This window comes from Eikenella longinqua (genome assembly GCF_001648355.1).
Lineage (GTDB): Bacteria > Pseudomonadota > Gammaproteobacteria > Burkholderiales > Neisseriaceae > Eikenella > Eikenella longinqua.
This window is the reverse complement of the sequence record NZ_LXSL01000028.1, coordinates 63252-88638: the sequence shown is the minus strand read 5'-3', so window position 1 is coordinate 88638 and position 25387 is coordinate 63252. Positions and strand designations below refer to the sequence as shown.

Here is a 25387-nt window from a genome sequence, read left to right as displayed (position 1 = left end):
AAAGGCTACCTGAAAAACGCGCCGCATCATTTTAACTTCGTTGAAGCTCACGCTTTCAGGTAGCCTTCTGCGCTAAGCCGATTCGCGGATGCGGCGCAGCACTTCTGCTTTGCCAATCAGCGCCAGCACGGCATCCACGCTCGGGGTTTTCGCCGTGCCGCACACGGCCAGGCGCAGGGGCATGCCGAGTTTGCCCATTTTGATGCCTTCGGCTTCGCAGAACGGGGCGAACAGGTTGTGGATGTGCTCCGCCGTCCAATCCTGCTCCGGCAGCCCGGCCAGCCGGTCGGCAAAACGCTGCATGCGGGCGTGGGCTTCGGCATCCCAATGCTTGGCCACGTCGGCTTCGGCGGGCACGCCTTTGCGGTAGAAATAGGCGCACTCGGCGGCCAGCGCGTTCAAATCGTGGGCGCGGTCTTTCACTAGGGCGAGCACGTCTTCCAATTTGGGGCCTGCGGCAACGGCAACGTCTTGTTGCTCCAGGCGCGGCAGCACCAATCCGGCCAGCTCGGCATTGGCGGCGGCTTTGATGTGTTCGGCGTTGATCCAATACAGCTTTTTCGCGTCCATGCGGCTTGCAGAGGAGGAAACGTGCGCCAAATCAAACCATTCCACAAATTGCTGCATGGTGAAGAATTCGTCGTCGCCGTGCGCCCAGCCCAGCCGCGCGAGGTAGTTGAGCAGGGCTTCGGGCAGGATGCCGAGGGCTTCGTATTCGGTGATGGCCACGGTGTCGCCGCTACGTTTGGAGATTTTTTTGCCCTGCTCGTTCAAAATCATCGGCAGGTGGGCGTATGCGGGCGGGGTGGCGCCGAGGGCTTTGAAGATGTTGATTTGTTTGGGGGTGTTATTCACGTGGTCGTCGCCGCGGATTACGTGGGTGATGCCCATGTCGTAGTCGTCGGCCACCACGCAGAAGTTGTAGGTGGGGCTGCCGTCGGCGCGGGCGATGATGAGGTCGTCGAGCGCGGCGTTGGGAATGCTGATTTCGCCTTTAACCAAGTCGTGCCAGGTGGTAATGCCGTCAATCTGGCTTTTGAAGCGGACGACGGGTTCGCGCCCTTCGGGGATGGGCGGCAGGGTTTTGCCGGGCTCGGGGCGCCAGCGGCGGTCGTAGGTGGCGGTGCCTTCGCGCTCGGCGCGTTCGCGCATTTCGGCCAGCTCTTCTTTGCTGCAATAGCAATGGTAGGCGTGGCCTTCGTTGAGCAGTTTTTGGATAAGTTCTTTATAGCGCGGGAAGTTTTGGGTTTGATAGACGATGTGGTCGGCATTGTCGGCATGCAGGCCAACCCACTGCATGCCGTCGAGGATAACTTTCACGGATTCGGCGGTGGAGCGCTCTAAGTCGGTGTCTTCGATGCGCAGCAGGAATTCTCCGCCGTGGTGTTTGGCGAAGGCCCAGCAGTAGAGGGCGGTGCGCACGCCGCCGATGTGCAGGTAGCCGGTGGGGCTGGGGGCGAAACGGGTTTTGATGGTCATGGCTGGCTTTCGGGTGGAATTGGGAAAGGCGGTATTGTATCGCCAAAGAGCGGGCTTTTTCTAGCTTGGGCTTGGGTGGTAAGGGTAGGGGCTACCTGAAAATTTCAGGTAGCCTTCCATATTCCATCGGATTGGCTATTGGATAGAACGACGGTATCACTAATTTAACTTCATAATAAAAATACTGCCTGAAAGCAGACAGCATTCGAGGTGATAAATTTACTGGTTAAAGCATAAACTCAGGGTCTGGGTTATCAATAATGGGATATCGATCATCACAGAGAATGACTGGGCTGTTGTACCTTAAATCATTCCTCCGGTTCAGCTTAGTCACCTCAACGCCTTGCGTAATCGTGTGTTCGTCATCATTGTTCACCCTCCAAAAAACACTATATTCGTATCCCCGATTTATCATATTCATTTCCGACCAAAATCCACCTATGCCGATTGCGGCCGGCATTGAGCTGGTAATGCTTCGCGCAACCACATTTCGTTTTGAATTGCGGAACACTAACTCCGGCCGCCCTTTGCGGCCGAAACTGTACACATAGTCCGCCCCCTGCCGCTGCACGGTTAGTTGTTTACCGTTTGTGGTGGTACAGGAAAAAATCGTTTTCACGGGTGCTCTCGCATAGGCCGAAGAGCAAACCAATGAAGATAAAACAATAAGCAATAAAATTTTCATGGTAGAAGCCTCTTATCGGTTGCAGATTTTGCTAAATTCTACTCCCAGCAGAAAGAGAATAGAGAGAAGTCTTGTATGGGCTTGACTGGATGGAAAGGAGGCTACCTGAAAGCATATGCAGAGTTTCTGCGTTGTCGAAATATTTTCAGGTAGCCTCTCGGTTTATACGGCTGGCCCTGCTCAATCCAGAGGCACTTCCGCACAGCCGGCATCCAGCACATGATGCACCAGCTTGCCGCCGCAGTATTGCTCAATCAGCGCGCCCAACTCTTGCTGCGCCGCGCGCAGTTCTTCATCGCCCACTTCCGGCAGTGCCTCAATCACAAACACACAGCGCACGGTGTTTTCCGTAATCACCGTGCGCGCCACTTCGCGCCAGTTCCAGCGGCGGCAGATGGCGCCCGCGTCGTCTTTGTAGAAAATTTCGCCTTCCGCCGGTGCCTGCGCTTCGTCTTTGCCCAGCACCACCACCGGCACTTCGCCCGATCCGGCATAAGTGAGCTGCAAATCGCCCTGCATCGCGCTCAAATCCTCGCCGCCCACCGGTACGGTGTATTTCAGCGAAATATAGTTATAAATGTCCACCAGCGGGCTGATGCTGCCCAGCTCCTTGCCCTTCGACACGCGCTTATACAGCGCCTCGACCGAGCTCGGGTATTCCTTGGCCTTCACGCCAAACTTGCGGTAAGCCTCTCGCCAGGCCGCAATCTTCGGCAACTGCGCCACCGGCTGCCCGGCGCAGGCCTCGGCCGCGTCCGCTGCCGCCTGCTGCAACTGCGGCAGGAAAGCCGCCGCGTCCACCTTATTGTTTACCCCGTTCGCCACGCTCACGCCGATACGCAGGCCGACAAATTCTTCAAACAGTTTGTGGTTTACCACGAATTTCATCGCTTCTTCTCCTAAATTTGGGTTGGCAAAGTGCGGCAATTCTGCCCTGTCTGCCCTATAATGCCAAGCCTTTTCACGCTGTTAAGCAAATATTGATGACACCACAAGGGGAAAAAATGGGCTTGGGTAACTTTTACAATCAGCAACTCAGCCTCTCAGAAGTAATTGATTGTGCTAAATTATTTAATAATAATGATACAGATAAATTTGCAAAATTTCCCTATCTCTACTCTGCCGACGAAGATAGCGGCCCGCTCAAGCTCACCACAAGCTGTTATCTAAGCGACAGCCCGGAGATAATTGACAAAAAAGAAGTTTTCCCGAAACTCGTGCTGGAAAACGGATTGAGCGTTTTATGCAGCGGGGAGATTTTTATGGATGTTTACGATGATTTGGATGACCGTTATCCCGATTTCACCAAAGAGCAATTCATTGCCGCACTGAATTACTATATGGATAACGATGACTACATTGAGTTTTAATCCATACCGTTTCTGTTTTAAATCAGGCTACCTGAAAGCGTAAGCTTCAACGTAGTTAAAACGATGTCTTGCGCAGCAAGGCGGAGTTTCTGCGAAGCTAAAGCGTAGTTCCAAAGCAAGCCAAAGCCATGCCCCACTCCCCCGCCAGCACCCCGCCCAATATCGCCACCCTGTTCGGCCAGCCCGTTACCGACCTGCCCGCCGACCTCTTCATCCCGCCCGATGCGCTGCAAGTGGTGCTGCACAGCTTCGAAGGCCCGCTCGATTTGCTGCTCTACCTCATCCGCAAGCAAAACATCGACGTACTCGACATCCCCATGCTCAAAATCACCGAGCAATACCTCGCCTACATCGCCCAGATGAACGAGCAAAACCTCGACCTGGCCGCCGAGTACCTGCTGATGGCCGCCGTGCTGATCGAAATCAAATCCCGCCTGCTGCTGCCCGTGCCGCCCGCTGCCGAAGACGAAGATTCGGCCGACCCCCGCGCCGAGCTGGTGCGCCGCCTTTTGGCTTATGAGCAGATGAAACTCGCCGCCCTCGGCCTCGACGCCCTGCCCCGCGCCGGCCGCGATTTCTCCTGGGCCTACCTGCCGCTGGAAATCACCGCCGCCGTGCGTCCGCCCGAAGTGCGCCTCTCCGACCTCACCCAGGCCTGGCTCGCCATCCTCGCCCGCGCCGGCCAGCGCCGCAGCCATACCGTGGTGCAGGAAAACGAAGCCCTCTCCGTGCGCGCCACCATGAGCCACATTCTGCGCCGCCTGCAAGACGGCGGCTGCCGCTTCAGCCGGCTGTTTGCGCCCGAGCGCGGCGTGGCGCAGGTGGTGGTGTGCTTCATCGCCCTGCTCGAGCTGGTGAAAGAAGGCCTCGTGCGCCTCACCCAGGAAAACGGCGCGTTCGGCGACATCCTCGTCAGCCTGCCCGGCGAGGCAGACGAATACGCCGCGCTCCAATCCGGCGCCGATGCAGCCGAAGAGGCTACCTGAAAAATTCCCGGCTGGTTTTCACTTGGGTTGAAGCCGGGCTTGAGCTTTGCAGAAACTCTGCCTTGCTGCGCAAGACATTGCTTTCAAGTAGCCTCCATTCTTGATTATCGCCCGCATCGGGAGTAGAATTTTCCGCGTGGGAAATGCCTCATTCCCGTTTCGGACGTAGAGATCAGGGTGCGGCGCGTGTAATACGCTCTGACATTGATCGCTTGAGGATACTCCCACTTAAAGAACGGTGCGTAAATCGCGCCGTTTCCTAATTCCGCCCTGTCTATTTCCAATTTTCAGGTAGCCCAACCCCATCACCAGAAAACACCATGCCCGCCAACCAAGCACTCTACCGCATCCTCAGCCAACACTACCTCGACCTCCCCCATTCCCGCGCCATCGGCCTGCGCTACGAAGGCATCCGCGGCCGCCGCCCCGTGCTCAGCTTCGACTGGCAGCCCCACCTCGTCGGCCGCCACGACACCCAAACCATCCACGGCGGCACCATCACCACCCTCGTCGACATGGTATCCGCCTGCGCCGTCACCGCCCAGCTCCCCACCGCCGAAATCCTCGCCACCCTCGACATGCGCATCGACTACATGCACCCCGCCACCCCCGGCCGCCGCATCTACGGCCGCGCCGAATGCTACCGCCTTGCCGGCCAAGTGGCCTTCGTGCGCAGCAGCTGCTACCAAGAAGACCCCGCCGACCCCTTCGCCCTAGGCATGGCTACCTTCATGCGCACCCCCCTCACCCCCGAAGAACAAGCCAAACTACAGGAAATGTTGCAAGCATGAGCACCCCCTTCACCCCCATCCCCGAGTTTACCGCCCGAGCCGCCGACCTCATCCCCTACACCGAATTCATCGGTCTGCAATGCGGCGAATCCAACGGCAGCCCCCTCTTCGCCCTGCCCTACAAACGCGAAAACATCGGCAACGTATTCCTCCCTGCCCTGCACGGCGGCATGCTCGGCGGCTTCATCGAAAGCTGCGCCGTCCTCTTCCTCTACCACCAAGCCGGCCTCAACGAGCTGCCCAAAATGATCGACTTCTCTCTCGACTACCTGCGCAGCGGCAAGCCCGAAACCACCTACGCCCGCTGCTCCCTCACCCGCCAAGGCAGCCGCATCGCCAACGTAGCCGTGGAAGCCTGGCAGTCCGACCCCGCCAAACCCATCGTCGTGGCCCGCTGCCACTTCCAAATGCCCGCCAGCGAAGCTCGGCCGCCGCGCTAACCTTCGGCAATCATGGCACACAAAACCACAGCATCCCTATCGATGCTGTGGTTTGCTATTGGGCGGCACAAAAGGCTACCTGAAAATGCGCAGCGTCCCCCGCTTCTTAATACCCCGCCTTGCTGCGCAAGACATCGCTTTCAGGTAGCCTCTTCGCGCCCAGTCAAAACACCAATTTCCCATAAAGCTGCCCAGGCTTGCAGCGGCGGCGGATTTCCTCCGCCACTTTCATCGCCTCGCTGGCGCTGTCGCGCCACAGCCGCGAGCCTTGGCCGGGCAGCGGACGGATTTTGCCCAAATCCAGCGTTATTTTTTGCGGCAACACGCCCGTTTGCCCCGGCTCGCGGTATTGCAGCAACATCTTGGTGGGGAAGTTGCCGCCGCGCAGGTTTACAAATTGCAGCCCGTCGTAGCCAACAAAGCCTTCGCCCGCGCCGGCCAGGCAATAGCGGATGCCTGCTTCTTCCAAGCGCAGAAACTGCGGTTTGCCGCCCAAGCGGGCGCGGCGCCGCCACGAGCGTACCGCCAGGCCGAGCGCCGCGGCGAGCAATAGCAGCAGCAACAATAATATCCACATCACGCGGTGCTGCCGGGTGAGCAGCAGAATCCGGCTGATAACGGACAATAAAGCCGCCGCGCCAAACAGCGTTGCCCAGCCGTTGAGCAGCGTACTGCCAAACGACCATTCGCGCACTTCGCGGCGGGCGGCGAGATAATCGGCTTCTTCCATTTTTGTTTTCTTTCATATAGATGAGGCTACCTGAAAAATCATTTTCAGGTAGCCTTTGCCGGGCGGGCGCCTAATCGGCTTTTTCGGGCTTGGCGTAGAAATCGGGGCTGCCTTCGGGGCGGGTTTTGAAGCGTTTATGCAGCCAGAAATATTGCTCGGGCTGCTCGCGCACGCGCGCTTCGATGAAGTCGTTCATGCGCTGCACGTCGGCGGCAGTGTCTTCGCCGGGGAAGTGCTCCCAAGCGGGATAGAAGCGCAGCACGACGCGGCCGTTTGGCTGGCGGGTGGGGATGGCGGGTACGACTTTGGCTTGGGTGAGCGCGGCGATGCGGGGCAGGCCGGCGATGGTGGCGGTGGGGATGCCGAAGAAATCAGCGAAGATGGAATCTTTGCGGCCGAAATCTTGGTCGGGCAGGTAGAGGAAGGGGGCGGGGTCGGCGCGCAAGTGTTTGATGATGGCGCGCAGGCCTTCGGTGCGGCCGATGAGGAAGACGTTATCGTAGCGATGGCGGCCGCGCAGGATTTGCGCGTCGAGCTCGGGGTTTTTCTGGTGGGAATACATGCTGGTGAGCGGCACGTCTTGGTTGAGGGCGTATACGGCGAGCTCGAAGGCGGTGAAGTGCGGGTAGAGCAGGATGACTTTGTGCCCGGCAGCGAGTTCGTTGTCGAGATGATGTTTGTCTTGGTAGCGCACCAGGGATTTGAGCCGCGCGGCGCTGCCGTACCAATAGAGGCCGTATTCGAGCACGAGCTTGGCCATGTGGCGGAAGTGGCGCTTGAGCAGGGTTTGGCGCTGCGCTTCGCTTAATTCGGGAAAACACAGGCGCAGGTTGATTTGGCCGATGCGGCGGCGGGGGGCGACGGCGTAGTAGGCGAGCGTGCCGATGGCGTCGGCCAGCTTTTGGATGGCGGCGAAGGGCAGGAGCTGGATGAGGTAGAGCAGGAAGAAGGCGGCTTTCATGGGCGGGGTGCGGTGGAAAGGGTTGGCCGGATTATAGCGCAGCGGGCGGGAAGGCTACCTGAAAAAGGCTACCTGAAAATGATTGGGGCACATTTTCAGGTAGCCTTGATATGCAGCCATCACGCATCCAGGCTTTGGTCCATATCGGCGGAGGGGCGCACGTTGCCCTGCCCAATCACGCGGGCGGGCACGCCGACCACGGTGCTGTGGGCGGGCACGTCGCTCACCACCACGCTGCCGGCGCCGACTTTGGCGCATTCGTTTACGCGGATGTTGCCGAGGATGGAGGCGTTGGCGCCAATCATCACGCCGTCGCCGATTTTGGGGTGGCGGTCGCCGCCTTCTTTGCCGGAACCGCCCAGCGTGACGCCGTGCAGGATGGAGATGTCGTTGCCGAGCACGGCGGTTTCGCCCACCACGAGGCCGGTGCCGTGGTCGACCATGATGCCGTGGCCGAAGCGGGCGGCGGGGTGGATGTCGATGCCGAACACTTCGGAGGCGCGGTTTTGCAGGAAGTAGGCAAGGGTTTTTCGGCCGTGCTGCCACAGCCAGTGGTTGATGCGGTGGGCTTGTATGGCGTGGAAGCCTTTGTAGTAGAGCAGAGGCAGGTAGTAGGCGTCGCAGGCGGGGTCGCGCTCGTAGTAGGCGACGATGTCGGCCTGCATGGCTTTGGAGATGCGGGTGTCGCTGCTGAGGGCTTGGAAGAAGATTTCGTTGAGCGCGCGGCTGTCCATCACGGGGCTGGTGAGCTTGCTGGAAAGATGGAAGGCAAGCACGCGGTCGATGCTGCTGTGGCGCAGCACGGTTTGGTGCAGGAAGCTGGCCAGCATGGGCTCGCTTTCGGCGGCTTGGGCGGTTTCGGCCAGGATGGTTTGCCACAGGGTGCGGCTGTCTTCGTAATCGAGGGTGGTCATTTTGTTTTTCAGGTAGCCTTTGGGCGGCTAGGAGCTGGGTTTTGCAGCGGGGCTGATATGGTTTTCAGGTAGCCTTGGTGTGAGGCTACCTGAAATATTGGGGCTTATTTGCCGCGCATCAGCTCGAAAAATTCGTCGTTGGTTTTGCTGTCTTTGAGCTTGCCCACCAGGAACTCGGTGGCTTCCAAATCGTCCATCGGATGCAGGAATTTGCGCAGCAGCCACATGCGCTGGAGCTGGTCGTTGGGCACGAGCAGCTCTTCGCGGCGGGTGCCGGATTTGTTGATGTTGATGGCGGGGAACACGCGTTTTTCGGCCATGCGGCGGTCGAGGTGCAGCTCCATGTTGCCGGTGCCTTTGAACTCTTCGAAAATCACGTCGTCCATGCGGCTGCCGGTTTCCACCAGCGCGGTGGCGATGATGGTGAGCGAGCCGCCTTCTTCGATGTTGCGGGCGGCGCCGAAGAAGCGTTTGGGGCGGTGCAGCGCGTTGGCGTCCATGCCGCCGGTGAGGATTTTGCCGGAGGTGGGTGCCACGGCGTTGTAGGCGCGGGCAAGGCGGGTGATGGAATCGAGCAGGATGACCACGTCTTTTTTGTGTTCCACCATACGCTTGGCTTTTTCAATCACCATCTCTGCCACTTGTACGTGGCGCGCGGCCGGTTCGTCGAAGGTGGAGGCCACCACTTCGCCGCGCACGGAGCGGGTCATTTCGGTAACTTCTTCCGGGCGCTCGTCGATCAGCAGCACAATCAGCACCACGTCGGGATAGTTGGCGGTGATGGCATGGGCGATATTTTGCAGCATCACGGTTTTGCCGGTTTTCGGCGGCGCCACCAAGAGGCCGCGCTGCCCCATGCCGATGGGGGAAACCAAATCGATGGCGCGGGCGGTGATGTTTTCCTCAGCCTTGATGTCGCGCTCCAATTTGAGCGGGCGGGTGGGAAACAGCGGGGTGAGGTTTTCAAACAAAATCTTGTGTTTGCACACTTCCGGGTCGTCGCCGTTGATGGTGTCGAGGCGCACCAGGGCGAAGTAGCGCTCGTTGTCTTTGGGCACGCGCACGCTGCCTTCGATGGTGTCGCCGGTGTGCAGGTTGAAGCGGCGGATTTGGTTGGGCGACACATAAATATCGTCGGGGCTGGCCAGATAGGAGGTATCGGTGCTGCGCAGGAAGCCGAAGCCGTCGGGCAGGATTTCGAGCGTGCCGGAGCAGGTGAAGCTCTCGCCCTGCTTCATCATGTGGCGGACGATGGCGAATACCAAATCTTGTTTGCGCAGGCGGTTGGCGTTTTCAATGCCGTGCTGCTCGGCCATTTCCAGCAGTTTGGAAATATGCTGGGTTTGTAGTTCGGAAACGTGCATAGGGTGTTGTGCTGTTAAATAAAAATATGAAACGGGGATGATGTGAACGGCGGTTCAGATCATGGGGAACGGAAAGATTGTGTGTGGAAACGGGATGGAAACTTTAAGAACGGTGTGGCAGTGCGCCTGAGAAACGGGTTGCCCGCAGAAAACCGGGCGATAAAACGGGCGGCATTCTAGGATTTTGCCGGCGGCTTGTCAAGGAAAGCCACCGCCGGCAAAGCAGCGGTGGCAGAGTATGGCGGCTTACAGGGAAGCGTTCAGGAAATCAACAAGCTGGCCTTTGCTCAGGGCGCCCACTTTGGTGGCCACGCGCTGGCCGTTGTTGAACACCATCAGCGTGGGGATACCGCGCACGCCGAATTGGGCGGGGGTTTGCTCGTTGTCGTCGATGTTGATTTTCACCACTTTCAGCTTGCCTTGCAGCTCTTCGGCGATGTCGTCCAAAATCGGGGCGATCATTTTGCAGGGGCCGCACCAGGGCGCCCAAAAATCCAGCAATACGGGCAGGTCGGACTTCAGCACGTCTTGTTCGAAAGCGGCGTCGGAAGAATGGATAATCAAATTGCTCATGTTTTTTCCTTTTCAGATAGGGATTGGCAGATGGCGGGCAAGATAAGGGTTTTGCGGCAAAATAACAAGGGCGGCGCGGCAATAGTGCTTATAGTTTCTGGCAATCGGCTTTCAGGTAGCCCGAAGCGGCCTTAATTCAGCACCAGGTTTACCAGCACTTCTTTCAGCAAAAAGCCCATCACGCCCAGCCCGAGCACGAAAAACAGCACGGCCATGCCAAACTTGCTGGCGCCGGACTTTTTGCCCAAATCCCAAATGATAAAACCGATAAACACAATCAGCACGCTGAGGCCGATTTTCATGCTCCAGGCGGAGAATTCGGCTTCGGTCATGATTATTCCTTTGCGGTGGTGTGGGAGCGGTATTATAGGAATTCTGCGGCGGGGAGGCTACCTGAAAACGATGTCTTGCGCAGCAAGGCAGAGTTTCTGCGAAGCTAAAACAAAGTTTCCGAAGGAAGCGGAGTTTCTGCGAAGCTAAAACAAAGTTTCCGAAGGAAGCGGAGTTTCTGCGAAGCTAAAACGATGTTTTCTCGCCGCCAAAATTTTTCAGGTAGCCCCTATCGCTCGGAGGCTACCTGAAAAATGTTTCGGCACAATCGGCACGGTTTGCGCGCCGCGAAAGTCTGCCCTACGGTTTCGGCGTGTTGATGTTGATTAGCCCGTTGAGCACGCCGTCCAAGCCGCCGTACACGGAAATCTTGTCGATTTTCTCGGTTACCTTCTCCAGCGTTTCCAGCTCTTTCAGGCGCAGGGCCACCGGGTTTTCCTCCATCACGCGCGAGGTGTTGAGCAGCGAGCGGGTGGACGCGGTTTCTTCGCGGCGGCGGATGTTGTTGGCCAGCGCGGATTTTTCGGCTTCCACCACGCGGGTGAGGATGCTGCGGATTTCGCCGGGCAGGATGATGTCTTTCACGCCCGCATCGCTGATTTCGATGCCGCGCAGGTGTTTGGCACGCATGGCGGCGGAAAGCTCGGCGTCGATGGCCTGCTTGTCGGCCAGGAGCTGGTCCATCGTTTTGCCGCCCACCACGGCGCGGATGGCGAATTGCAGCTCACGGTAGAGGTATTGCTCCGGCTCGCGGTGCTGGGCCAGCCACAGCGGCGCGTCGGTGATGCGGTAGTTGCACACGGCGTTCACGCGCAGGGTAACTTTGTCTTCGCTCAGCAGCTCCTGGCCGAAAATTTCGCAGGTTTGCGGGCGCAGGTCGATGATTTCGGCTTGCAGCTCGCGGTTGGCCGACCAATAGTAATACTCACCGGCGGGCAGCACGGGCTGCAGCTCCTGATTGATATACAGCAGGCCCTGGTGCTGGGCGGGCACTTGGAAGAAATATACGATATCGGCCAGGCTGCTGCGCCAGAAATCGGCGGCTTTGAGCTTGGCCTGCATATCGGCATCAATCCGCAGGCTGTTTTTCAAATCAACGGTTTGGATGGCATACGGCGCGGCGGCCTGCTTCCAGAAATAGGTGCGGGTGTCGGGCGCGATGTAGCCTGCCAGCTTGCCGCCCACGAAATACAGTTTCAGCTCGTCTGCCCCGGCTTCTACGCATTCGAAATGCTCGGCCACCAACGCGGGCTGGGTTTTCGCCCACACCTGTACTGCGGCGGTATCGTCGAACACGGGCTGCCGGCTGTTGGCAAACAATGCCTTTATGTCGTTTCCCGCCGGCAGGTGCAGCACATATTCGCCCGTGCCAAACACGGCCTGCAATTCGCCGCGCACCGTCACCAGCATTTTTTCGTCGGCGCTCACGGTGTATTTTTTCAGCGGCGCCTGCAATTTCGGCTGCTGCAACAGGGCGGCTTCCACGTTTTCAGGTAGCCTGAAGGCCTCTTGTGGCAAGGGGCAGGTGTGGATTTCGCCGCTTTCCGGCTTCCAAAAGGCGCGGCTCTCACCGCTGGGGATGATTTGCGGCGTGAGATAGCGGTCGTGCTACACCAGCGTGTCGGTGCCCACGGGGCTATCGATGATTTGCCAGAATTGCTCGGCTTTTTCGCGTTGGAAGCGCAGGCAGGCCGCCGCACCGTTCCATTGCACGGCCAGGCTGTCCAGTTTGTTTACGATGGTTTCGCATTTTTTGCCAAGGTGCCACACGGTATGCTTGCCGCTGCCGCGGATGCCGTGCAGGCTGCCGTCGAACACAATGATGGCGCGTTCGTTGGGAAGGAGCTTGAGTTTGCTGAAGAACATGATGTTTTCCGTGTTTGAAAATTTGCAAGCTTGAGTTTTCAGGTAGCCTTTAGAAACATAGTGAGGCTACCTGAAAATAGAAATGGAGCAATCTGCGCCGCCGCCGTGCCGGCCTGATTGGCGGCAGGCAGCGTGTGGGCGGCGGGGAGCAAGCCGGTTGCCTGGGGCGGCGGCGATGTTCTGCCAGCCGCCCGCCCGCATAGGTTTCACATCCTGCCTAAACCGTTCTGCGGGGGAAACGGGCTTGCCCGCTGCCGCTTCAGCCGTGCCTGCGGCCAAGAGGCCGGTTTGCCCTGCGCGTTGTTGCCAAACGGCACAGCGCGGCGCAAGGCAAAAGGCGGGCGACGCAAATTGCGGGTACTGCCTGATACTGCCAGATACTACTTTGTTCCCATAACAAAGGGGGGGGACTCGAACCCCCTCGAGATTGCTCTCTTAAACCATTGGTTTTGAATGCGGGAATCGAACCCGCTACACTAAGATTTACAGTCTTATGCTCTACCGAATGAGCTAATTCAAAGGGTTTTGGTGTGGGCACAGCCGCTTGAAAGCGCCTGAGCCAAACCAAGCGCGCATCATAAAGGCAAAACTGCATACGGAATCGGCACGCCGCCCGCACAGGTTTATCTTTGCGAGATAACACCGCTGTTTCGGCATTTAATCTGCGGCAGGCGGATTGTAGGCAAAAAAGCGCCGGCAAACAATCCGCCCCGCGCAAGGCCGCTTTTTCCGCCCCGGCCCTTGCGCTACAATACGCCCCGCCAAACCAACCCAAAGGAGACAAAATGAACATCACCGTTATCGACCATCCGCTGATTAAGCACAAAATCACGCTGATGCGCAAAACCAGCTGCAACACCTACCAATTCCGCACCCTGGTGAAAGAGCTCGCCCGCCTGATGGCCTACGAAGCCAGCCGCCATCTGGAAACCGAGCCCTTGGCCATCGAAGGCTGGTGCGGCCGCATCGAAGGGCAGCAGATTAAGGGCAAAACCGTAACCGTGGTGCCGATTTTGCGTGCCGGCCTGGGCATGCTCGACGGCGTGCTCGACCTTTTGCCCACCGCCAAAATCAGCGTGGTCGGCCTCCAGCGCGACGAAGAAACCTTGCAGCCCGTTTCCTACTTCGAAAAACTGGTGAGCAAGATGGACAAACGCCCCGCCATGATCCTCGACCCCATGCTCGCCACCGGCGGCTCCATGGTGGCCACCATCGATCTGCTGAAGAAAAAAGGCTGCCGCAACATCACCGCCCTGGTGCTTGTGGCCGCGCCCGAAGGCGTGAAGCTGGTGAACGAAAAACACCCCGACGTGAAAATCTACAGCGCCGCACTTGACAGCCACCTGAACGAAAACGGCTACATCATCCCCGGCCTGGGCGATGCCGGCGACAAAATTTTCGGCACCAAGCAAAAAGCCTGATTCTTCAAGCTTACCCAACCAACAGGCTACCTGAAAAATCAGGCAACCTTTTTCAGGTAGCCTGTATTGCCAAGCGCCCCATGCCGTTCATCCGGGCTGCCTGACATGGCAAACCTATTTTCAGGTAGCCCACAGCGGATTAACTTCATTCCCGCTGCGGTCTTGTACCCAAAATGGATGTAATCCGACACCTATTCCGCTCACCCCCGCCAAAGGCTACCTGAAAAATGGTTTCCACCCTCACCCTACTCTCCCTCGCCGCCACCGGCTTTCTCGGCGGCGGCCATTGCGCCGGCATGTGCGGCGGGCTGAGCACCGCCTTCGCCCTGCAACTGCCGCCGCAGGTGGGGCGCACGAAACTGATTGTGCTGATGAACCTCGGCCGCATCACCAGCTACACCTTCATCGGCCTGATGCTGGGCGGCCTCGGGCAGCTCGGCATCTCGCTCGACCACACCCGCCTGCTGCAACATGGCCTCGCCCTCGCCGCCAACCTGTTGCTGCTGTTTATCGGCCTCTATCTGGCCGGGCTCAACGCCTACGCCGCGCAAGTGGAAAAACTCGGCCGCCCCATCTGGCGGCGGCTCAACCCGCTGCTCAACCGCCTGCTGCCGATTAAAAACACGCCCGCCTGCTTCGGCGTGGGCGTGTTGTGGGGCTGGCTGCCCTGCGGCATGGTGTATAGCGCCTCGTTGTATGCGCTGGGCAGCGGCCGCGCCGCCGACGGCGCACTGATGATGCTCGCCTTCGGCCTGGGCACCCTGCCCAACCTCTTGGCGATGGGGCTGTTTGCCCAACAGCTCAAGCCGCTGCTGCAACACCGCCGTTTCCGTTTGGCCGCCGGGCTTTCCGTGAGCCTGTGGGCAGCGTGGCAGCTGTGGCACAACATAGCCGGCTGACTTCAGGCTACCTGAAAACGAGGCTTCCGAAGGAAGACGAGTTTCTGCGAAGCTAATGCGAAGCTAAAACGATGTCTTGCGCAGCAAGGCTGAGTTTCTGCAAAGCTAAAAACGCAGCTTCAACACAGTCCAAATACCCAATATGCCCAACCCGAAACCCGCCATACCTCTTATCTCCCTGCACGACTACCTCCGCCCCTGGAAACTCTTTACCCTAGCCTGCGGCATCGCCATCCTCATCGCCGGCTCCTACCTCCAGCCCGCTCCCGATTGGGACATCCCCATCAGCTTCCTGATGGCCTTCAGCACCTATCTGTTTGCTCCCATCACCTCGCGTACCCTCGCCCACCGCCGCTGGAAATGGCTGCCGCTCGCCCTGTTCGGCATGTGGTTTTCCGTGGACGGCATCTACTGGCTTTATTGGTCATGGCAAGACCTGGCCGCCCTCGCCATGATGCGCAGCGGCAACGCCCCGCCTCCGCCTGCCTCTACGGCCTGTGCGCCATGATTTGGCTGCACGACGGCCCCTTGCGCGAAGCATTGCGCCTGAATAAACCAGGCAACCCCGTTCATAAAGCCCATTGCCAAGGCTACCTGAAAAACAACGACATGTTTTTCAGGTAGCCTTTTGGCTTGACGGGAACACAATCAAACAACGGGAACAAAGCGAATGGCTCGTTGCACTACACCCAGCACGGAACCATTTTTCGGACTAAAGGACAAATGGGATGATAAAAATCGCTGGAAGCCTTACCATACATGGCTTTCAGCGATTTTTTGCCAATGTTCGTTAAAAATGCCCTTTTTGCCATAAAAGTACCCTCGTTAAGAACGGCTGTAAAAACGGCCGGCAAAGATATAAATGTTCCGCCTGCCAAAAGTACCTGCCCGTCTCCAAACTCCCTTCTCCCAGCCAACTGTTGCAAGAGTACATCCACGGCAAGCAAACGCTCGCACAATTGGCCGTCCGTTACCAATGCAGCGCCAAAACCATCCAACGCCATATCCGGCAAGTCGCTCCGCCTGTATCCCAGGCAGACTTCACCCGACAATTGCAACAATGGTACAGCCGATACCGCGACTACCTGAACGAGAAGAGCTATGGGGAAGAGGAAGGGGGGGCACGATGGTGGTTACCCACAAACACCTGAGGCGTGCATATCACAGCCTGAACAGCGGCCTGCCATACCTGTTTACTTTTGAACGGAACCGGGAATGGATGATGCCGAACACCACCAATATGTTGGAAGGGCGATTTGGTGAATTGAAGGTCAAAATCCGCTGTCATGCGGGGATGGGTGTGCAGACTAAGAAATTGTTTATAGATAATTTCTTCAGAGTCAAGAAAGGACAAAAGGGATGAAAAATCATCCCTTTTGTCTATTAGTCTCAAATTTTATGGCTTTTTTTTAACATCCCCTATGACGAGCTGGTCGATTTTATCGTGCAATGGGAGCGTAATCGGGATGTGATTAGTGAATATCCTATTCCCACTAGAAAAATCGACATCGGTGGCACATGGGAGCAGCGATTGAATAGCCTGCTGCCGCTCAACCGTTCCAAAGTGATGGTTTCCGAAACCAAGTCTAATTGGTGCGTTTATGTTAATAATAGTATGCATGGCACCTGTCTTAATTCGGATCCTCCTTATTTATGTGAGAAATTAGGAGTGCGCGAAATAGCCGTAACCTTGGTGCGGAATATTCCTAAAATCAAACCAGGTTCAACACAGTTTCTTTATAAAGATGGTACACGGCCAGAAAAAGTGCTTTCTGCAACAGGGACAGGCTGGCACAATCAATTTCCCTACCGTTATATTGCGGCACATCATGAAAGCCGCTGGGAGTTTGAAGGAAGGGGTGACCCCCTCCCATTTGAGGAATTTGAACAATACCAAGCCCGGCGCATCAAAGACCGGCTGACTCCGGAAATGGTGGAGCGCTATTGCAGCCATTTCGGTATCGACTTATTCAATCCCGATTTTTACAGCGGGAGGGCCTGTGTGTTTGAAAGCTGGGTACATCCGGAGCGTCGGAAATTATTGCACTTTCCTAATCAGCAGGGCTAGCGCATCTCATTTCTGCCAAATTCGCACCCATCTTTTTTCAGGTAGCCCATCTATCCGGCAAAAGGCTACCTGAAAAATTTCTCTTGCCTCGTTTCCCCTACCATCAACCAAACATCAATGCCCAACCTGCCTAGCTTTTTCAGGTAGCCTCTCCACTTCATCATCAACCCAGCCCTACTCCCCCGCCACATCAATCACCACCACCTCCGATTGCGAGCCCAGCCGCAGCGGCACGCCCCAGAAGCCGTAGCCCGAGGTAACAAAATAATGCCCGCGCCCGCGCGCCTCGTAGCCGTAGGCTAAATCGTTGAACAGCTTCACCAGCAGGTTGGCGGGGAAAATCTGCCCGTTGTGCACATGGCCGGACACCTGCACGTCGATCGGCAGCTTTTCGTGCCGCGCGATGGAAGTGGGGCGGTGGTCGAGCAGGAACACGGGGCGCTCGGTGTCGATTTTGGCCAGCAAATCGGCGGTGTCGGCGCGCTGCCTGTCCAGCTCGTCCGGCCGGCCGAGCACCCAAAAACGGTTGTCCACCAGCACCGCGCTGTCGTGCAGCACGCTAATCCCCGCCTCTTGCAGCGCGGCGGCGATTTCCGCCTGATGCCCAAACAAATCATGGTTGCCCAGCGTGGCATACACGCCCAAAGCCGCGCGCAGCCGCTGCAAATGCGGGCGCATGTTTTCCACATCGTAGGCCACGGTGTTGTCGTCCATCAAATCGCCGGACAAGAGGATGATGTCCACCCGCTCGCGCTGCATGATGGCCACCAGTTCGTCGATCTGCCGGCTGCCAAACAGCACGCCCAAATGCAAATCGCTGGCCAGCCCGATGCGCACCGGCTTGCCCAAAGGCTTGTTAATCCTAACAGAATAATGCCGCACCACCGGCGTGTAGGCGTTATACAGCGAGAGCGCAAACAGCCCGCCAAACAACAACACGGCCGCCACCCGCCGCAGCCGCGCCGTGCGCTCCGGCGCCCACTTCAGCCGCAACAGCCGCCCTAAAAGCCACACCGCCAGCATGGTGAGCGCGCCGTAATTCAGCACCACCATCCACAGCGCCGTGAGCCGGAACGCGCCCGGCCACACGCGCAGCAACGACAAAGCCAGCAGCGCATTGCCCCCTCCAAACACCAGCAACCACACCGCACGCCGGCCGCCCTTTTTCAGGTAGCCTTCCAGCAGCCACAGCAAGCCGCGCCCAAACAGCCAAGTAAACAGCTGCATCAGCAACACCGTCAGCAGCAAAACCCACCACATAAGCTTTCATCCGTTTGCATAAGAAAAGGGCGCGGATTGTAGCGCAGGCAAATGTAAACCGCCGTTTAGCGCGCGCGGCGGTATGCGGCTTAATCTTCCGCATGGCAAACGCTGCCCGCACCGCATTTCATTTCGTTTGGGTTGACGTAGATTAGCCCTAAATTCCACACCATCTCCGCAGGATTTTAAGCTGTTGGGACGGTGTACCGAAGTTAAACCGAAATTCGCATTCTTTCAAGAACAGCAGGAAAGATTTGCGGTCGATTCCGTTGTATTTGCGTAAGACACGTTTTGCCTGATTCCAGAAATTCTCAATGCCGTTAATGTGGTTTTGACGGTCTGCAAATTCCTTGGAATGGTTAATACGGTGATGGATAAAACCACTCACGCCCAACTTGTCGTAACTGCTCAGGCTGTCGGTATAGACAATGCTGTCCGGCATAATTTTCCTTTTTATTACAGGCATCAATGTTTCAGACTTGGCATTATCCACCACAATAGTGTAGACCCGTCCCTGCCGTTTCAGGATGCCGAATACCACTACCTTGCCTGCCGCACCACGTCCTCGCCTGCCTTTGCGGCGTCCGCCGAAATAGCTTTCGTCCAATTCGACCGGGCCGGCGAAAATTTCATCGGCCGCCAGTGCCAGATGATGGCTGATGACTTGGCGGATTTTGTGGTAGAACAGGATAGCAGAGTTGGGCTGTATGCCCAAAATATCAGCAGCGGCACGGGCGGTAACTTCGAGTACAAAAACTCGAGCAGTTTCTTTTGTATTTTCCCACTTAGTTTACAATTGGTTATTTGCATTTTCGTAGCCTAGCATAGCTGCTAATCTACGTCAGCCCCAAACCCAATCAACTTTTCAGGTAGCCCCAACCCATCCAAGGCTACCTGAACCCCCTCCCTTTTTTCAGGTAGCCTTTCCCCCTTCCGCCCCATCTTCAAAATATGCCCGTGCTAGGGCCAACACATTATCCCGCAGCGGGTCGTGCTGCCCCTCGTGCCAGGCCAGCGCCACGCTGGTGATCCAAATATCGTCGTTCAGCGGCAACAGCACGGCGTTGCTCGGCAGATAGCGTGCCGACGAAGCGGGCACCAGCGCCACGCCCTGCCCGCAGCCGGCAAAGGCCACCTGCAGGGCGATGGTGCGCACCTCGTGCAGGATATTGGGCGAAAAGCCGGCGCGGTGGCAGGCGGCCAGCAGGGTGTCGAAAGAATCGGGGCTGATGGCACGCTCAAACATCACAAAGCCTTCGCCGGCCAAGTCTTTCAAATCCACCGCCGTGCGGGAGGCGAAAGGGTGGCTTTTCGGCAACACCACGGCCAGCGGCTCGCGGCGCAGGGTGTGCAGGTGGATGGTGCTGTCCCACGGGATTTCTAAGCGGGTGAAGGCCAGGTCGATTTCGCCCGATTGCAGCAGCGCTTCGGTGTCGCCGCTGTCAATTTCGCGCACCTGTATGCTGATGTTGGGATAGTGCCGGTGGATGTGCTCGATCAGCGGCGGCAACACTTCCACCAGCGACACGGCAATCGCGCCGATATGCAAAATGCCGCTGCGCCCGGCGGCAATTTCATACACGGAGCTTTGCAGCTGCTGCATCTGCTCGGCAAATTTGCGCACGACTGGTAGGATGGAATAGCCGGCGGCCGTGAGCTTGGTGCCGCGCCGCGAACGCTCAAACAACACCATGCCCAAGGCGTGCTCCAGCTGTTTGATCTGCTCGGTGAGCGGCGGCTGCGACATATTCAGCTTTTCGGCGGCACGGCCGAAATGTTCTTCTTCGGCCACGGCGAGAAACAGCCACAAATGGCGGATGAGGCGGAAATTTATCATCTGTTTTCCCTATCACAGGCTTCTTTAGGCAGTATTTTATATATCAAGACAGCGGCTGTATAGTGTGCACATCTTGTTAATGGGAGCACATAAATGTTCGGTATCATTAACTTTTCCGCTTATATCTTGGCCGTGCTGCTGCTGGTGCTGCTGCCCGGGCCGAATATGATTTACTGCCTGTCGGTGGCTGGCCAATACGGCAGGAAACCCGGCTGGAGCGCTTTCGCCGGCATCTTCCTCGGCAACGGCATTTTGATTGTGGCCTCCGCCTTCGGCGCCAGCGCCCTGCTGCAAGCCTACCCTTCCCTGTTTACCGCGCTGCAACTGGCCGGCGGCGCCTACCTGGCTTATTTGGGCGTGATGCTGCTGCGCGAAGGCTGGCTCAAACTGCGCCACACCGCCGCAGCCAAAGCCGACAGCCACGCCGCCGAAAGCACCAGGCTGCAAGTGTTCCGCAAATCGCTCATTATTTCCTTGGCCAATCCGCAAAGCCTGCTGTTTTTCCCCGCCATCATGGTGCAGTTTATCAACATCCGCTATGAACATCCGCAGCTGAGTTTCCTGGTGCTGGGCGGCACGTTCCAGCTGTGCAGCCTGCTGTGCATGAGCACGCTGATTCTGATGGCCGATTCCGTGGGCCGCGTGGGCACCAAATACAGCCGTGCCGCCGCATTGGGCAAAAGCAGCGCCGGCGCCCTGTTTATCTTCTTCGCCGCTAAACTGTGGCTCGCCACCGCCATCTAACCCTCTCCTCCTCGCTACCTGGAAAATCGCGCCGTTCTTTGTGTTCAAACTCCTATCGGTAGTCTCTCCTCGCGATTTTTCAGGTAGCCTTTTTCCCTATCCCAACCAGCGCTGCAAACGCTTCCCGCCCTTTCAGGCTACCTGAAAAATTATCCACATCCTCTTCCGCAGTTTTCAGGTAGCCTTTGAGCCAAACGTTCTCCCCTCCCAATCACCCTGCCCAAGCCCGCTAAAATGCCGTTTGATTTTCAGCCAACCCAGCCCGCCATGCAAAGAGGCTACCTGAAAACCAATCAAGCCGCCCGAAGCATTTTCAGGTAGCCTCGTCCGCCTCAAAGGCTACCTGAAAGCATCAGCTTCAACGAAGTTAAAAACCTCCCGCCCCGCCGCTCAATCTGCCCGCCGAATATTTTTCACCTCCCGCCCTTGAATTCGCCGCCGTCAGCCCTATTTCCTTCGCCGCATAAGCAGCGTGCCGCGCTTTGGCCGGCACATTTCTGTTTACCCTCAACCGGGTAGCAACAAATCATCACATTCAATTTGGAGAGAAGATTTATGAAAATTCGTCCCCTGCACGACCGCGTAGTCATCAAGCGCCTGGAAGCCGAAGAAAAAACCGCTTCCGGCATCGTTTTGCCCGGCTCTGCCGCCGAGAAGCCCGATATGGGCGAAGTGATTGCCGTGGGTGCCGGCAAAATGGGCAAAGGCGGCGAGCGCCGCAAGCTCGATGTGAAAGTGGGCGACCGCGTGATTTTCGGCAAATACAGCGGCCAAACCGTGAAAGCGGACGGCGAAGAGCTGCTGGTGATGCGCGAAGAAGACATCTTCGGCATCATCGAATAAGCAAACCCATCAAGACAATAATTTCTGATTTTTTATTTTAGGAGTCATACACATGGCAGCAAAAGATGTACAGTTCGGCAACGAAGTCCGTCAGAAAATGGTAAACGGCGTAAACACCCTGTCTAACGCCGTGAAAGTTACCCTCGGCCCGAAAGGCCGCAATGTGGTGCTGGATCGCGCTTTCGGCGGCCCGCACATCACCAAAGACGGCGTAACCGTGGCCAAAGAAATCGAACTGAAAGACAAGTTTGAAAACATGGGCGCGCAGATGGTGAAAGAAGTTGCCTCCAAAACCAACGACGTGGCCGGCGACGGCACCACCACCGCCACCGTTCTGGCGCAATCCATCGTGGCCGAAGGCATGAAATACGTAACCGCCGGCATGAACCCGACCGACCTGAAACGCGGTATCGACAAAGCCGTAGCCGCCCTGGTAGCCGAGTTGCAGAACATTTCCAAGCCGGTGCCGGAAAAATCCAAGGAAATCGCCCAAGTGGCCTCCATTTCCGCCAACTCCGACGAATCCATCGGCAACATCATCGCCCAGGCGATGAACGAAGTGGGCAAAGAAGGCGTGATCACCGTAGAAGACGGCAAATCGCTGGAAAACGAAGTGGAAGTGGTGAAAGGTATGCAGTTCGACCGCGGCTACCTCTCCCCCTATTTCGTGAGCAACCCGGAAAAACAGCTGGCCGAGCTGGATAGCCCGTTTGTGCTGTTGTTCGACAAGAAAATCAGCAACATCCGCGACCTGCTGCCGGTGTTGGAGCAAGTGGCCAAAACCAGCCGCCCGCTCTTGATTATCGCTGAAGACGTGGAAGGCGAAGCCTTGGCCACTCTGGTGGTGAACAACCTGCGCGGCATCCTCAAAACCGTGGCCGTGAAAGCACCGGGCTTCGGCGACCGCCGCAAAGCCATGCTGCAAGACATCGCCATCCTCACCGGCGGCACCGTGATTGCCGAAGAAGTGGGCTTGTCTTTGGAAAAAGCCACGCTGGAAGATTTGGGCCAGGCCAAACGCATCGAAGTGGGCAAAGAAAACACCACCATTATCGACGGCTTGGGCAACAAAGCCGCCGTGGAAGCCCGCGTGGGCGAAATCCGTACCCAGATTGAAACCGCCACCAGCGAATACGACAAAGAAAAACTGCAAGAACGCGTGGCCAAACTGGCCGGCGGCGTGGCCGTGATCAAAGTGGGCGCAGCCACCGAAGTGGAAATGAAAGAGAAGAAAGACCGCGTGGACGACGCGCTGCACGCCACCCGTGCTGCCGTGGAAGAAGGCGTGGTGGCCGGCGGCGGCGTGGCCCTGCTGCGTGCCCGTTCTGCCCTGAGCAAGGTGGAAACCGCCAATGCCGACCAGGAAGCTGGCGTGCAAATCGTATTGCGCGCGGTTGAATCCCCGCTGCGCCAAATCGTGGCCAACGCCGGCGGCGAGCCGAGCGTGGTGGTGAACAAAGTGCTGGAAGGCAGCGGCAACTTCGGCTACAACGCCGGCAACGACAGCTACGGCGACATGCTGGAAATGGGTGTGATCGACCCGGCCAAAGTAACCCGCTTCGCGCTGCAAAACGCCGCCTCCATCGCCGGCCTGATGCTGACCACCGAATGCATGGTGGCCGACATTCCGGAAGACAAACCCGCCGCTCCCGACATGGGCGGAATGGGAGGCATGGGCGGAATGGGCATGATGTAATCGGCCTGTAGCCCGCGCTATGCGAAAGCACCCTCGCTTTGAGGGTGCTTTTTTATGCCCTGCCGTTTTTCAGGTAGCCTCTATTCTTCATAGCATGCTTGCCTTGTGTTGCCTGGATTAAATTATTCATTGCAATCAATAGTGAAAAACAATTTTTCAGCACTCCCTGCCCAGTAATCCAACTTTGGCATGGTTCATGCTTATCCATTTAGAGAACTTTATCTTCCGTCTAATTCCAATTACACAGAATCTACTCAGGATACCCTTTACATGGCTACTGCAACCAGAAAACTTTCACGCAACCGCAAACAATCCCGCAACAGAAACAGCGGAGGCGGCGCAGGCCGTATCGTCGGTTTGTTGTTGGCTGCCCTGCTGATTGGCGGCGGCGCTTATGCCTATCTGAACCCGGACATCATCGAGCAGGCCAAAGGCTTGGTCGGCTTGGTCGGCTTGGCCGATCCGGCTGCCGAAGAAACAGTCGGCACCGGTGCCCCGCAAGCCCCTGCCGCTCCCCTCATCACCGATGCCCAAGCGGTTGAAGCGCTGAACATGGCCAAAGTATGGGTGGAAACCCGCCTGGCCAAAGGTACGCGCCTGAACGAAATCAACGAAACGATTGATGTTCCCGCCGGCCAAAAAGCATTCTGGCAAAGCATCACCCTCAGCCAGGGCGCGATTACCGCCGTTCCTGCCGGCGGCACTGCCGAACGTGCCGTACTGCTGCTACCGATGCAGGCTCAGGGGCAATTGATTTGGGCTTGTGCCGGCGACATTCCGCCGGTGCTCGAAAGCAGTATCTGCACCCAGTAAAAGTTACTCTCTAGCTGTTCATTCAGGCTACCATGATTTTTCAGGTAGCCTGCTTTTTGCCTGCAAGATTTGAAAATATAGTGGATTAACTTTAAACCAGGACTGCGTTGCCTCGCCTTGCCGTACTACCTGTACTGTCTGCGGCTTCGTCGCCTTGTCCTGATTTAAATTTCATCCACTATGCATCCGCCATAATGGATTCAGTTTCAATCAAAACAAAGCGAGGCAGCACAGCCCTGGTTTAAAAACTTCATCCCCTGCCCGGCATCAGCCGCAACAGGGGATGAAATATTGAGCCGTAGCGGCTTAACCGCGCAATTCTTTGGGCAGCACAAACACAATGCTTTCCTGCTCCCCCGCGCTTTCCCGCACCGTGGCATAGCCCCAGCCTTGCACGGTATCCACCACCTCCTGCACCAACACTTCCGGCGCCGAAGCCCCGGCGGTAATCCCCACCTGCTCCTTGCCGGCAAACCATTCTTTTTTCAGGTAGCCTGCATTGTCCACCATATAAGCGTCCACGCCCTGCTGCGCCGCCACTTCGCGCAAACGGTTGCTGTTGGAAGAATTGGGCGCGCCCACTACCACCACCACGTCGCACTCCGCCGCCAGCTGCTTTACCGCCTCCTGCCGGTTGGTGGTGGCATAGCAAATATCTTCCTTCCGCGGGCTTTTGATGTTGGGAAAACGCGCGCGCAGGGCATCGATGATTTCTTTGGTTTCATCAATCGACAGCGTGGTTTGGCTCACATGCGCCAGCTTGTCTGGATTGCGCACCTGCAAGCGCGCCACATCTGCCGCCGTTTCCACCAAAAGCATGCTGCCCGGCGCCAACTGCCCCATCGTGCCTTCCACTTCCGGATGGCCGGCGTGGCCGATCATGATGATTTGGTAGCCGTTTTCGTCCAACCGCGCCACTTCGCGGTGCACCTTGGTGACCAGCGGGCAGGTGGCGTCAAACACGCGGAAGCCGCGCTCCGCCGCCTCCTGCTGCACCGCCTTGGATACGCCGTGCGCCGAATAAATCAGCGTGGCACCGGGCGGTACGTCCACCAAATCTTCCACAAAAACCGCGCCTTTTGCGCGCAAATTGTCCACCACGAATTTGTTGTGCACCACCTCGTGCCGCACATAAATCGGCGCGCCAAACTGCTCCAGCGCCCGCTCTACAATATTGATGGCCCGGTCCACGCCCGCGCAAAAGCCGCGCGGGTTGGCCAGCATGATGGTTTTCGTCATGTTTTGTCCTCGTGTGTGGCTGTGATGTCTAGCTTTGCAGGAACTCATCCTTGGCTGCGCGACATCGTTTTCAGGTAG

The 25387-nt window shown here is 57.4% G+C and carries 27 protein-coding genes, 1 tRNA gene and 2 pseudogenes; 14 read left to right on the top strand and 16 right to left on the bottom strand.

Features of this window, described 5'->3' with window-relative positions:
• Window positions 1-72: 72 nt before the first annotated feature.
• The 3 genes from gltX to A7P95_RS07890 all read right to left on the bottom strand — a co-directional run bounded on the left by gltX (window position 73) and on the right by A7P95_RS07890 (window position 3052).
• Window positions 73-1479 (bottom strand): glutamate--tRNA ligase, encoded by a 1407-nt coding sequence (gene gltX / locus A7P95_RS07900; protein ID WP_067593656.1) that lies wholly within the window; start codon window positions 1477-1479, stop codon window positions 73-75.
• A 226-nt stretch (window positions 1480-1705) separates the two neighbouring features.
• Complete coding sequence (locus tag A7P95_RS11720) at window positions 1706-2164, bottom strand: hypothetical protein (RefSeq protein ID WP_156503554.1); 459 nt, start codon at window positions 2162-2164, stop codon at window positions 1706-1708.
• Window positions 2165-2344: 180 nt separating this feature from the next.
• The gene (locus tag A7P95_RS07890; protein ID WP_067593652.1) at window positions 2345-3052 is read right to left on the bottom strand and encodes a B3/B4 domain-containing protein; all 708 of its coding nucleotides are present in this window, start codon (window positions 3050-3052) and stop codon (window positions 2345-2347) included.
• Between the two features lie 95 nt (window positions 3053-3147).
• Here A7P95_RS07890 and A7P95_RS07885 point away from each other — a divergent pair, with 95 nt between their 5' ends.
• The 4 genes from A7P95_RS07885 to A7P95_RS07870 all read left to right on the top strand — a co-directional run bounded on the left by A7P95_RS07885 (window position 3148) and on the right by A7P95_RS07870 (window position 5751).
• Window positions 3148-3534, top strand: a complete 387-nt coding sequence (locus tag A7P95_RS07885) for a DUF7716 domain-containing protein (RefSeq protein ID WP_225748628.1) — start codon at window positions 3148-3150, stop codon at window positions 3532-3534.
• Between the two features lie 128 nt (window positions 3535-3662).
• Window positions 3663-4520 carry a segregation and condensation protein A gene (locus A7P95_RS07880; protein ID WP_067593648.1) on the top strand — a complete coding sequence of 286 codons (858 nt, stop codon included), beginning with the start codon at window positions 3663-3665 and terminating at the stop codon, window positions 4518-4520.
• A gap of 320 nt (window positions 4521-4840) precedes the next feature.
• The gene (locus tag A7P95_RS07875; RefSeq protein WP_067593644.1) at window positions 4841-5311 is read left to right on the top strand and encodes a PaaI family thioesterase; all 471 of its coding nucleotides are present in this window, start codon (window positions 4841-4843) and stop codon (window positions 5309-5311) included.
• Window positions 5308-5751, top strand: a complete 444-nt coding sequence (locus A7P95_RS07870) for a PaaI family thioesterase (RefSeq protein ID WP_067593640.1) — start codon at window positions 5308-5310, stop codon at window positions 5749-5751. Before A7P95_RS07875 ends, A7P95_RS07870 begins: the two co-directional genes overlap by 4 nt.
• A 163-nt stretch (window positions 5752-5914) precedes the next feature.
• Here A7P95_RS07870 and A7P95_RS07865 read toward each other — a convergent pair whose 3' ends face one another.
• From A7P95_RS07865 to A7P95_RS07825, 9 genes are all read right to left on the bottom strand, one after another.
• Window positions 5915-6481, bottom strand: coding sequence for a hypothetical protein (locus A7P95_RS07865; RefSeq protein ID WP_067593638.1), 567 nt, complete (start codon window positions 6479-6481; stop codon window positions 5915-5917).
• Window positions 6482-6551: 70 nt separating this feature from the next.
• On the bottom strand, window positions 6552-7442 hold the full coding sequence (locus A7P95_RS07860; protein WP_067593635.1) for a lipid A biosynthesis lauroyl acyltransferase: 891 nt from the start codon (window positions 7440-7442) through the stop codon (window positions 6552-6554).
• Window positions 7443-7561: 119 nt separating this feature from the next.
• Complete coding sequence (gene cysE, locus A7P95_RS07855) at window positions 7562-8356, bottom strand: serine O-acetyltransferase (protein ID WP_067593632.1); 795 nt, start codon at window positions 8354-8356, stop codon at window positions 7562-7564.
• Between the two features lie 104 nt (window positions 8357-8460).
• Window positions 8461-9720: a transcription termination factor Rho gene (gene rho, locus A7P95_RS07850; protein WP_067593630.1), complete on the bottom strand. Its 1260-nt coding sequence runs from the start codon at window positions 9718-9720 to the stop codon at window positions 8461-8463.
• 246 nt (window positions 9721-9966) lie between these two features.
• Window positions 9967-10293, bottom strand: coding sequence for a thioredoxin TrxA (trxA, locus tag A7P95_RS07845; protein WP_067593625.1), 327 nt, complete (start codon window positions 10291-10293; stop codon window positions 9967-9969).
• A gap of 131 nt (window positions 10294-10424) precedes the next feature.
• Window positions 10425-10625: a DUF2788 domain-containing protein gene (locus A7P95_RS07840; RefSeq protein ID WP_067593622.1), complete on the bottom strand. Its 201-nt coding sequence runs from the start codon at window positions 10623-10625 to the stop codon at window positions 10425-10427.
• A gap of 298 nt (window positions 10626-10923) precedes the next feature.
• Window positions 10924-12141: a slipin family protein gene (locus A7P95_RS07835; protein WP_245636590.1), complete on the bottom strand. Its 1218-nt coding sequence runs from the start codon at window positions 12139-12141 to the stop codon at window positions 10924-10926.
• Window positions 12142-12231: 90 nt separating this feature from the next.
• Window positions 12232-12489, bottom strand: a complete 258-nt coding sequence (locus tag A7P95_RS12245) for a hypothetical protein (protein WP_067593619.1) — start codon at window positions 12487-12489, stop codon at window positions 12232-12234.
• Window positions 12490-12933: 444 nt separating this feature from the next.
• A tRNA-Tyr gene (locus tag A7P95_RS07825) sits at window positions 12934-13009 on the bottom strand.
• A gap of 265 nt (window positions 13010-13274) precedes the next feature.
• On the opposite strand from A7P95_RS07825, the gene upp reads away from it, so the two are divergent.
• The 6 genes and pseudogenes from upp to A7P95_RS11225 all read left to right on the top strand — a co-directional run bounded on the left by upp (window position 13275) and on the right by A7P95_RS11225 (window position 16877).
• A complete protein-coding gene (upp, locus tag A7P95_RS07820; RefSeq protein ID WP_067593616.1) occupies window positions 13275-13910 on the top strand; it encodes a uracil phosphoribosyltransferase in 636 nt (211 codons plus the stop codon).
• A gap of 227 nt (window positions 13911-14137) precedes the next feature.
• The gene (locus A7P95_RS07815; RefSeq protein ID WP_067593613.1) at window positions 14138-14809 is read left to right on the top strand and encodes a sulfite exporter TauE/SafE family protein; all 672 of its coding nucleotides are present in this window, start codon (window positions 14138-14140) and stop codon (window positions 14807-14809) included.
• A 142-nt stretch (window positions 14810-14951) separates the two neighbouring features.
• Entirely contained in the window at window positions 14952-15317 is a 366-nt protein-coding gene (locus tag A7P95_RS07810) for a hypothetical protein (RefSeq protein ID WP_067593610.1), read from the top strand.
• Window positions 15318-15642: 325 nt separating this feature from the next.
• Window positions 15643-15960, top strand: a pseudogene (locus A7P95_RS12500) (hypothetical protein); the annotation flags it as partial.
• Window positions 15936-16172: a hypothetical protein gene (locus A7P95_RS07800; protein WP_067593603.1), complete on the top strand. Its 237-nt coding sequence runs from the start codon at window positions 15936-15938 to the stop codon at window positions 16170-16172. The pseudogene A7P95_RS12500 and the gene A7P95_RS07800, both read left to right, overlap by 25 nt.
• Window positions 16173-16253: 81 nt before the next feature.
• Window positions 16254-16877: a hypothetical protein gene (locus tag A7P95_RS11225; protein WP_179945912.1), complete on the top strand. Its 624-nt coding sequence runs from the start codon at window positions 16254-16256 to the stop codon at window positions 16875-16877.
• A gap of 174 nt (window positions 16878-17051) precedes the next feature.
• Here A7P95_RS11225 and A7P95_RS07790 read toward each other — a convergent pair whose 3' ends face one another.
• The 3 genes and pseudogenes from A7P95_RS07790 to A7P95_RS07780 all read right to left on the bottom strand — a co-directional run bounded on the left by A7P95_RS07790 (window position 17052) and on the right by A7P95_RS07780 (window position 19974).
• Window positions 17052-18137: a metallophosphoesterase gene (locus A7P95_RS07790; protein ID WP_067593597.1), complete on the bottom strand. Its 1086-nt coding sequence runs from the start codon at window positions 18135-18137 to the stop codon at window positions 17052-17054.
• A gap of 157 nt (window positions 18138-18294) precedes the next feature.
• Window positions 18295-18947 (bottom strand): annotated as a pseudogene (locus A7P95_RS11220) (IS1595 family transposase).
• Window positions 18948-19050: 103 nt separating this feature from the next.
• Window positions 19051-19974, bottom strand: a complete 924-nt coding sequence (locus A7P95_RS07780) for a LysR substrate-binding domain-containing protein (RefSeq protein WP_067593593.1) — start codon at window positions 19972-19974, stop codon at window positions 19051-19053.
• 93 nt (window positions 19975-20067) lie between these two features.
• Here A7P95_RS07780 and leuE point away from each other — a divergent pair, with 93 nt between their 5' ends.
• The 4 genes from leuE to A7P95_RS07760 all read left to right on the top strand — a co-directional run bounded on the left by leuE (window position 20068) and on the right by A7P95_RS07760 (window position 24070).
• Entirely contained in the window at window positions 20068-20718 is a 651-nt protein-coding gene (gene leuE / locus A7P95_RS07775) for a leucine efflux protein LeuE (RefSeq protein ID WP_067593590.1), read from the top strand.
• 555 nt (window positions 20719-21273) lie between these two features.
• Window positions 21274-21561, top strand: a complete 288-nt coding sequence (locus tag A7P95_RS07770; protein ID WP_067593587.1) for a co-chaperone GroES — start codon at window positions 21274-21276, stop codon at window positions 21559-21561.
• A 52-nt stretch (window positions 21562-21613) separates the two neighbouring features.
• Complete coding sequence (groL, locus tag A7P95_RS07765) at window positions 21614-23257, top strand: chaperonin GroEL (RefSeq protein WP_067593584.1); 1644 nt, start codon at window positions 21614-21616, stop codon at window positions 23255-23257.
• Window positions 23258-23527: 270 nt separating this feature from the next.
• The gene (locus A7P95_RS07760) at window positions 23528-24070 is read left to right on the top strand and encodes a hypothetical protein (RefSeq protein ID WP_067593581.1); all 543 of its coding nucleotides are present in this window, start codon (window positions 23528-23530) and stop codon (window positions 24068-24070) included.
• 306 nt (window positions 24071-24376) lie between these two features.
• Here the strand turns inward: A7P95_RS07760 and ispH are convergent, their stop codons facing one another.
• Window positions 24377-25357: a 4-hydroxy-3-methylbut-2-enyl diphosphate reductase gene (gene ispH, locus A7P95_RS07755; RefSeq protein ID WP_082890773.1), complete on the bottom strand. Its 981-nt coding sequence runs from the start codon at window positions 25355-25357 to the stop codon at window positions 24377-24379.
• Between the last annotated feature and the right edge of the window lie 30 nt (window positions 25358-25387).